4 protein-coding genes are annotated in these 6,614 nt (G+C 67.8%); 1 reads left to right on the plus strand and 3 read right to left on the minus strand.

Annotation, left to right across the window (positions count from 1 at the left end):
• Positions 1-196 precede the first annotated feature (196 nt).
• Complete coding sequence (locus tag CA984_RS24645) at positions 197-961, plus strand: ion transporter (protein ID WP_242676146.1); 765 nt, start codon at positions 197-199, stop codon at positions 959-961.
• A gap of 200 nt (positions 962-1,161) precedes the next feature.
• Here CA984_RS24645 and CA984_RS24650 read toward each other — a convergent pair whose 3' ends face one another.
• From CA984_RS24650 to CA984_RS24660, 3 genes are all read right to left on the minus strand, one after another.
• Positions 1,162-2,709, minus strand: a complete 1,548-nt coding sequence (locus CA984_RS24650; RefSeq protein WP_165781388.1) for a serine/threonine-protein kinase — start codon at positions 2,707-2,709, stop codon at positions 1,162-1,164.
• 55 nt (positions 2,710-2,764) lie between these two features.
• Positions 2,765-5,881, minus strand: a complete 3,117-nt coding sequence (locus CA984_RS24655) for a type I restriction endonuclease subunit R (protein ID WP_086575931.1) — start codon at positions 5,879-5,881, stop codon at positions 2,765-2,767.
• A gap of 158 nt (positions 5,882-6,039) precedes the next feature.
• Positions 6,040-6,537, minus strand: a complete 498-nt coding sequence (locus CA984_RS24660; protein WP_086575928.1) for a hypothetical protein — start codon at positions 6,535-6,537, stop codon at positions 6,040-6,042.
• Positions 6,538-6,614 lie beyond the last annotated feature (77 nt).

A 6,614-nucleotide genomic window follows, 5' to 3' on the forward strand; every position in this document is an offset into this window, starting at 1 on the left:
CCGAGGTCGGCGCCCTGCGCTCTCCCGTGGCGGATGCCGTACGTCCGAGGGCGCTCGGGAGTGATTCCGCGCGGCGGCCTACGATGTTCGGCATTCGACTCTTCCCCCTTCCAGGAGCACACCCTTGCCAGGGCGAGCACGCGTCCGTTCCTTCCTCGAAACCCGGCTTTTCCAGCGGGCTGTCATAGCCGTCATCGTGATCAACGCGATCACGATCGGCTGCGAGACCTCCTCCTACCTGACGGACCGGATAGGCGGGTTCCTGCACGTCGTCGACCGGGTCGCCCTGGCGGTCTTCACCGTCGAGCTCATCGCCCGGCTGTACGCCTATCGGGGCAAATTCTTCAAGGACCCGTGGAACTGGTTCGACGCGGCCATCGTGGTCATCGCACTGATCCCGGCCTCCGGCCCGACCTCGGTGCTGCGGACACTGCGGATCATGCGGGCACTGCGTCTGGTCGCGGCGGTTCCCAGCATGCGCAAGGTCGTCGGCGCGCTGTTCGCGGCCATGCCCGGGACGGGAGCGATCATCGGCCTGCTGACCCTGGTCATGTACATCTCGGCGGTCATGGCGACCCAGCTGTTCGGTGAGCTCGTCCCCAAGTACTTCGGCGAACTGCCCACGTCGCTGTTCACGCTGTTCCAGATCATGACGGGCGAAGCCTGGCCGGACATCGCCGAGGAGGTCATGGCCGAGAAGCCCTGGGCGTGGATCTTCTTCGTGGGTTACATCCTGATGGCCTCCTACGTGGTGCTCAACCTGTTCATCGCCGTCGTGGTCAACGCCATGGACGACCAGAACACCTCCGCCGAGGAACAGCGGACCGAGGACCAGCTCACCACCGTCCTGAACGAGCTCGCCCGCCTGCACGCCAGAATCGACGCGATGCAGGGCATCCCGGGAGCGGCCCCCCAGCCCGTCAAGACGCCGCGTAAGAACGGCGCCCGCCGCTCCCGCTGACCGGCCCGCACGCGGGAGACGCCCCCTCCTGGCATCTGCCGCCGAGCCGCTCACCCGCGATCACGGAACGCGACAGATCTATCACGCAACTCATTCAAAGGCCTGCGGGGCCTGTCGTCGTACAGGGAGGATATGGGCGTGCTGAGTATGGCCTGCCGTCTCCATCCCCGGTGAGGACATCCGCTCCTCGCGGCGGGCCTTCACTCCAGGAAGCGGTCGAGGTTCTCCAGGAGATCACGGACATGCCGCGTATCGGGATGGTCGGCACCGTGGACGGTCACCATGTCGGGGAGCAGGGAATGGAACTCCGAACGTGCCCGCTCATGGTCGCCGAGCTGGGCGAGAAGTTTGCCGAGCTCCCGCCGTAGCTCCAGTGTGAACGGATCACGGTCGCCCAGCGCCGGTCGCACGTCGTCGAGCAGCTCGCTCATCCGCGAGAGCGCGACCTCGTCCTGCCTGAGCGCCGCCGAGCAGAGTGCCTGGTTGAGGCGGCAGCCCAGCACCGCGGGGTGTACGGCTCCGAGCATCCCCGCCAGCTGGGGAAGGAGCTTGTCATACTCCGTCGCCGCCTGCCGGTAGTCCCTGGCGGCGAAGCGCGAGTCGGCCAGCCGCATGCGGAGGGCGAAGATCACCGGGTGCTCCCGCGGCAGCACGTCCCGCGCCCCGATGAGCGCGCCTTCCAGTAGTTCGATCGCCTGGCTGAAACGCCCTTGGACGGCGAGTTCCTCCGCGCGGTCGTTCGCCGCGAGGAGTTCCGCCTCCGAAAGCCTCCGCGCCGCTTCCGGGCGCTGCGCCGGAACGCGAGGACCGACGAGAGCGGTCTCCGCGATCCGCTCCACGACGGTGGCGTACATCCGCAGCGGGTCGGGGAAGGGCGCCGCGGCGGTCGTTCCAGGCAGCGGCGGGAGGGCGGCCACGAACGGCAGCAGCCGCTCATACACCTCCGCCGCGCCCGAGGGCCGGTCGGCGGCGTTCTTGGCCAGCAGGTCCAGGACGAGTCGCTCGATCTCGCCGGGCACGTCGCGGCGGAGGGCCCTCAACGGCGCCGGCACCTCCGAATAGTGCCGGCTGATCTCGGCGACGGTATGCGCGGATTGGAAGACCCGCGCGCCGGCCAGCAGCTCGTGCAGCACGCAGCCGAGCGCGTAGAGGTCGCTCTGCGGGCTGGCCTCCCCGGTGACCGCCAGCTCGGGCGACATGTAGTACGGCGTGCCGATCCCCTCGCCGACCCGCGTGATCTGGGTGATGTCCGCCGAGCCCAGCACGGCCACGATGCCGAAGTCGAGGACCTTGACCGTGCCGTCGGGGCAGAGAACCAGGTTGGTCGGCTTGAGGTCCCGGTGGATGAGCGCTTCGGCGTGCGCGACCGTCAGCACCGCGCAGATCTGGGCTGCGATCGCCGCCGCCCAGGCGACCGGGAGAGGCCGGTGGTGCGCGATCAGGTCGTCGATCCGGAAGCCCTCGACGAGCTGCATCACCAGGTAGAGATCGCCGTCGTGGGTGCCGAGGTCATGGATGATCGGCACCCCGGGATGCTGGATCCGCGCGGTGACGCGGGCCTCGCGCCGGAAGCGCTGCTCAGCCTCCGCACGCAGCTCGGGGGTGGGAAATCTGTCGGAACGGATGAACTTGGCGGCGACATGCCGGTCCAGCGACTGATCGAAGCCCTTCCAGACCTCGCCGTAGCCGCCCCGGCCGAGATAGTCGACCAGCTCGTACCGGCCGCCGACGACGTCGCCCTGTTTCACCCTGGCCCACCCCAGAAAGATCGCGAGGACCCGGTGTCCTCTGATGAGGGAGTGATCACTCCAGACCCTCACTGTCGCGGATCATCTTGTAGACCTGCCTGCGTCCGATCTCGGTGATCCGCGACCGGAACAACGAGTCGTCGTAGAACCGCTGCACGAGGCCGGTGTTGCCGGTGTGCCGGTCGACGACGACCTTCTCCAGGTGGTCGGCGAAGACCTCGCCGAAGTTGGCCTCGTCGTTGACCAGGGCGGCGGCCTTGAGCGAGTCGTTGCGTGCCGCCTCCTGGAGCTGCTGCTCCACCCAGATCTGGTCGGCCTCCGACAGCCCCAGGCCGTACTTGTCGTTGAGCGCGGCGATCAGATCGCGCAGCGACGTCAGTTCCGGCTCGGGGGCCGCGCCACCGCCGCCGATCGGGCCGGGGATCGTCACCTCCCCCTCGCCACGCAGGCTGAGGTCGTGCTCGCCGGTCCGGCTGATCTTCAGGTGGGTGAGGTCGACCTCGCCGACGTCCACGGCCGGGTCCTCCCGGCGCGGCAGCCGGTTCAGCAGGAACCGGCCGAACAGGTACAGCCGCTCCAGCTCGGGATCAACGTAGGGCACGATCTGCGACAGGAAGCCGTACAGGCGCACGTATCCACGCAGGTCACCACGGAACTCCTCGGCCGCGTCCCCGTTGTTCTCCAGGTCCTCCCTCTGCCGATCGGCGAAGCGCGCCACCGCCGGCCCGGTCAACCGGTAGAGCTCCGCGTGGGCCTTCTCCAGGTCACGCTGCGTCGCCGACGTCCGCTCGGCCCGCAGGTATCCCTCGGCGAGGGCCTGCATCTCCGACTCCACCAGGAGGGCGTGCCCGAGCACGGCCGACGCCCGCGTGTACAGCAGGTTCGGGTCGATCTGCTCGGTGGCCGTGGCCTCGTAGTACGGCTGGAACGCCGCCTGGACGTCCTCTGCCTCGTTGGCGAAGTCGAGCACGAACACGTCGCCCTGCGACTTGAGCCGGTGCGTGCGGTTCAACCGGGACAGTGTCTGCACGGCGGCCACCCCGGCCAGCGGCTTGTCCACATACATCGTGGTCAGCAGCGGCTGGTCGAATCCCGTCTGATACTTGTCGGCGACGACCAGGATCCGATATTCCGCCTTCTCCGCGGCGTTCGGCGAGGAGTCGTCGGCCCGGCAGTAGCCGTACCGTTCCGGCAGCTCCCTCTCGCTGAACCCGTTGAGCCTGGACTCGGTGTACTCCGTCCCGTCGACCTCAAGGGCCTGAGAGAAGGCGATCAGCGTGCCGCAGTCGGCGTAGCCGTGGACCTCGACGTAGTCGCGGATCGCCTGCCCGAGCCGTACGGCGTGCTCACGTCTGCGCGTGACGACCATCGCCTTGGCCCGCCCGCCCAGCTGCGGGGCGGTGTGCCTCCGGAAGTGCTCGACGATGATCTGCGCCCGCTGCTTCATGCTGGTGGGGTGCAGCGCGGCGAACTGGGCGAGCAGTGCCTGCCCCTTGCGCTTGTCGACCTCGCGGTCGTCGGGCTCGGTGCTGATCAGCCGCCAGAACGTCTTGTAGGTGACGTAGCTCTTCAGCACGTCGAGGATGAAGCCCTCCTCGATCGCCTGCCGCATCGAGTAGACATGGAAGGCGCGCGGCTTGCCGTCCTCGCCGGGCACGCCGAACAGGTTGAGCGTCTTGCTCTTCGGCGTCGCGGTGAACGCGAAGTAGGAGAGGTTGTCGTGCTTGCCCCGGGCGAGCGCGCTCGCGGTCAGCAGGTCCCCGTCCTCGTCGATGTCGTCACTGCCGAGCTTGAGCAGCACCCGCTTCAGCGCCGCCGACCCCTCCCCCGACTGCGACGAGTGCGCCTCGTCCACCACCACCGCGAACCGCTTGCCGCGCAGACCCTCGACCTTCTGCAGGACGTAGGGGAACTTCTGCAGCGTGGTGATGACGACCTTGGCGGTCTCGCCCTGCAGCGCGCCGGCGAGCTGGTCGGAGTGCTGGTCGATCCGCTGGACCACACCCGGCGTGTGCTCGAACTGGTAGATCGTCTCCTGGAGCTGCCGGTCCAGGACCACCCGGTCGGTGATCACGATGACCTTGTCGAAGACCGGCTGGTTCGGCTGGTACCCCCTGGCCAGCGCCGCCTCGTCGATCTCCGCGAGTCCGTCCGGGGTGTGCAGGTTGGACAGCGCGTGCGCCAGCCAGGCGATCGTGTTCGACTTGCCCGACCCTGCCGAGTGCTGGATGAGGTAGTTGTGGCCGGCACCGTGCCGCTTCGCGTGCGCGGTCATGGCCTGCACGGCGTGCCACTGGTGGAACCGGGGAAAGATCAGCGGCAGCCGGTGGGCCTTGCCGGGGGACGGCTTGCGTCCCTTGCCCTTCCTCACGTCCTCGTCGTCGACGTGTAGGAACCGCTTGAGCAGGTCCAGCCAGGTGTCCGGGTGCCAGATCCGCTCCCACAGATAGGCGGTCGGATAGGTGCCGCCGGCCGGGGTGCCGGGGTTACCCGCGCCGCCCGCGTTGCCCGCACCCGCCGTGCCCATGTTGAACGGCAGGAAGCGCGTGCTCTTCCCCGACAGCCGGGTGGTGACGGACACCAGGTCCGGGTCCACGGCGAAGTGGACGAGCGCGCGCCTGGCGAAGACCAGCTCCTTCGGGTCGCGGTCCTCGCGGTACTGCCGCTTGGCGTCTTCGACGGTCTGGCCGGTGAGCGGGTTCTTCAACTCGGCCGTGGCGACCGGGATCCCGTTGACGAACAGCGCCAGGTCCAAGGTGTCGGCAGTCGTCGCCGAGTAGCGGAACTGGCGGACGACGCTGAGGACGTTCTTGCCGTACGGCTCCAGCGCGTCGGCGGCGATGGTGTGCGCGGGCCGGAAGTAAGCCAGCCTGAAGGTGATCCCCCGGTCCTTCACCCCGTGCCGGAGCACCTCCAGGGCGCCCTCGTTGTCGATCGCCTTCGCCACCTGGTCCGCCAGCCGCCGCGCGGCCCCCGCCTCGTCCCCGGCCTGCGCGGTGACCAGCCGCTGCCACTCCTTCGGCTGCGTCGCCCGCACGAAGCCGAGCAGCTCCTCGGGGTTCAGCCCGAGGGCGTGATCGTAAAGGCTGTTCGCGCCCTTGAGCCAGCCCGCTCTGAGCAGGGCCGACTCGATGGCGTCCTCGAAGACCTTCTCGTGATGCACGGGGGACACGATCACCGGTCCTTCGGTTCCTGGGTGGGAAACTTCAGAGCCCTCAATTGAAACAGAAGCCACAGGCCAACGAGGGACATTAGTGGAACGGTCCGAACATTCCTCCCAACCCGACTCCCAGAAGTGGCCGCCTGGAGGGAGGGCGGCTCTGGTGAGGGTCAACTGGAGGAGGGCTCTGGTGTTCCGTTCGGCCAGACACAGGGCGATGTGACTCCCAGATTCAGCACATCATTGTTGCCGGTCGGTGCGAGTGAGAGCAGAAAGTCATCAGGTTTGGAGCGTCCTGAGATGTCAAGGCCGTTGATGGAGACTCCGACGATGTAATGGTCCTGCTCTTCCCAGTACTGCTTGACCTGCCTGGCCACTTCTGCCACCTGATCCCTAGGAATGTCGCGCAGATAGTACGAGCGGCTGATCACGACGCGACCCTCCGAACCGCTGTCGGTGGGATCAAGGCAGCCGTTGACGTTGAGACTGGGACGGTCGAGATCCAGGCGGGGTTTCGGTGTGATCACATCGGACGTCTCCTTGATGAGCTGCTCGACCCGGGCGAGTGCCTGGGCCTGAGTCATCGTGGGCTCGTTCACGGCTTCTCCTCTGGTACAGCCGACGGCAAGAACGACAACAGCGACGATCATCACGGTGAGGCGTGACATCTATCCTCCGGCCGACGTGGGCGAGGGCAGCGGTTGAGGTGAGGTATTCCCGGTCGACGCCGATCGCGACGACGGGG

It is taken from the genome of Streptosporangium minutum (assembly GCF_002149035.1).
Classification (GTDB): Bacteria; Actinomycetota; Actinomycetes; order Streptosporangiales; family Streptosporangiaceae; genus Streptosporangium; species Streptosporangium minutum.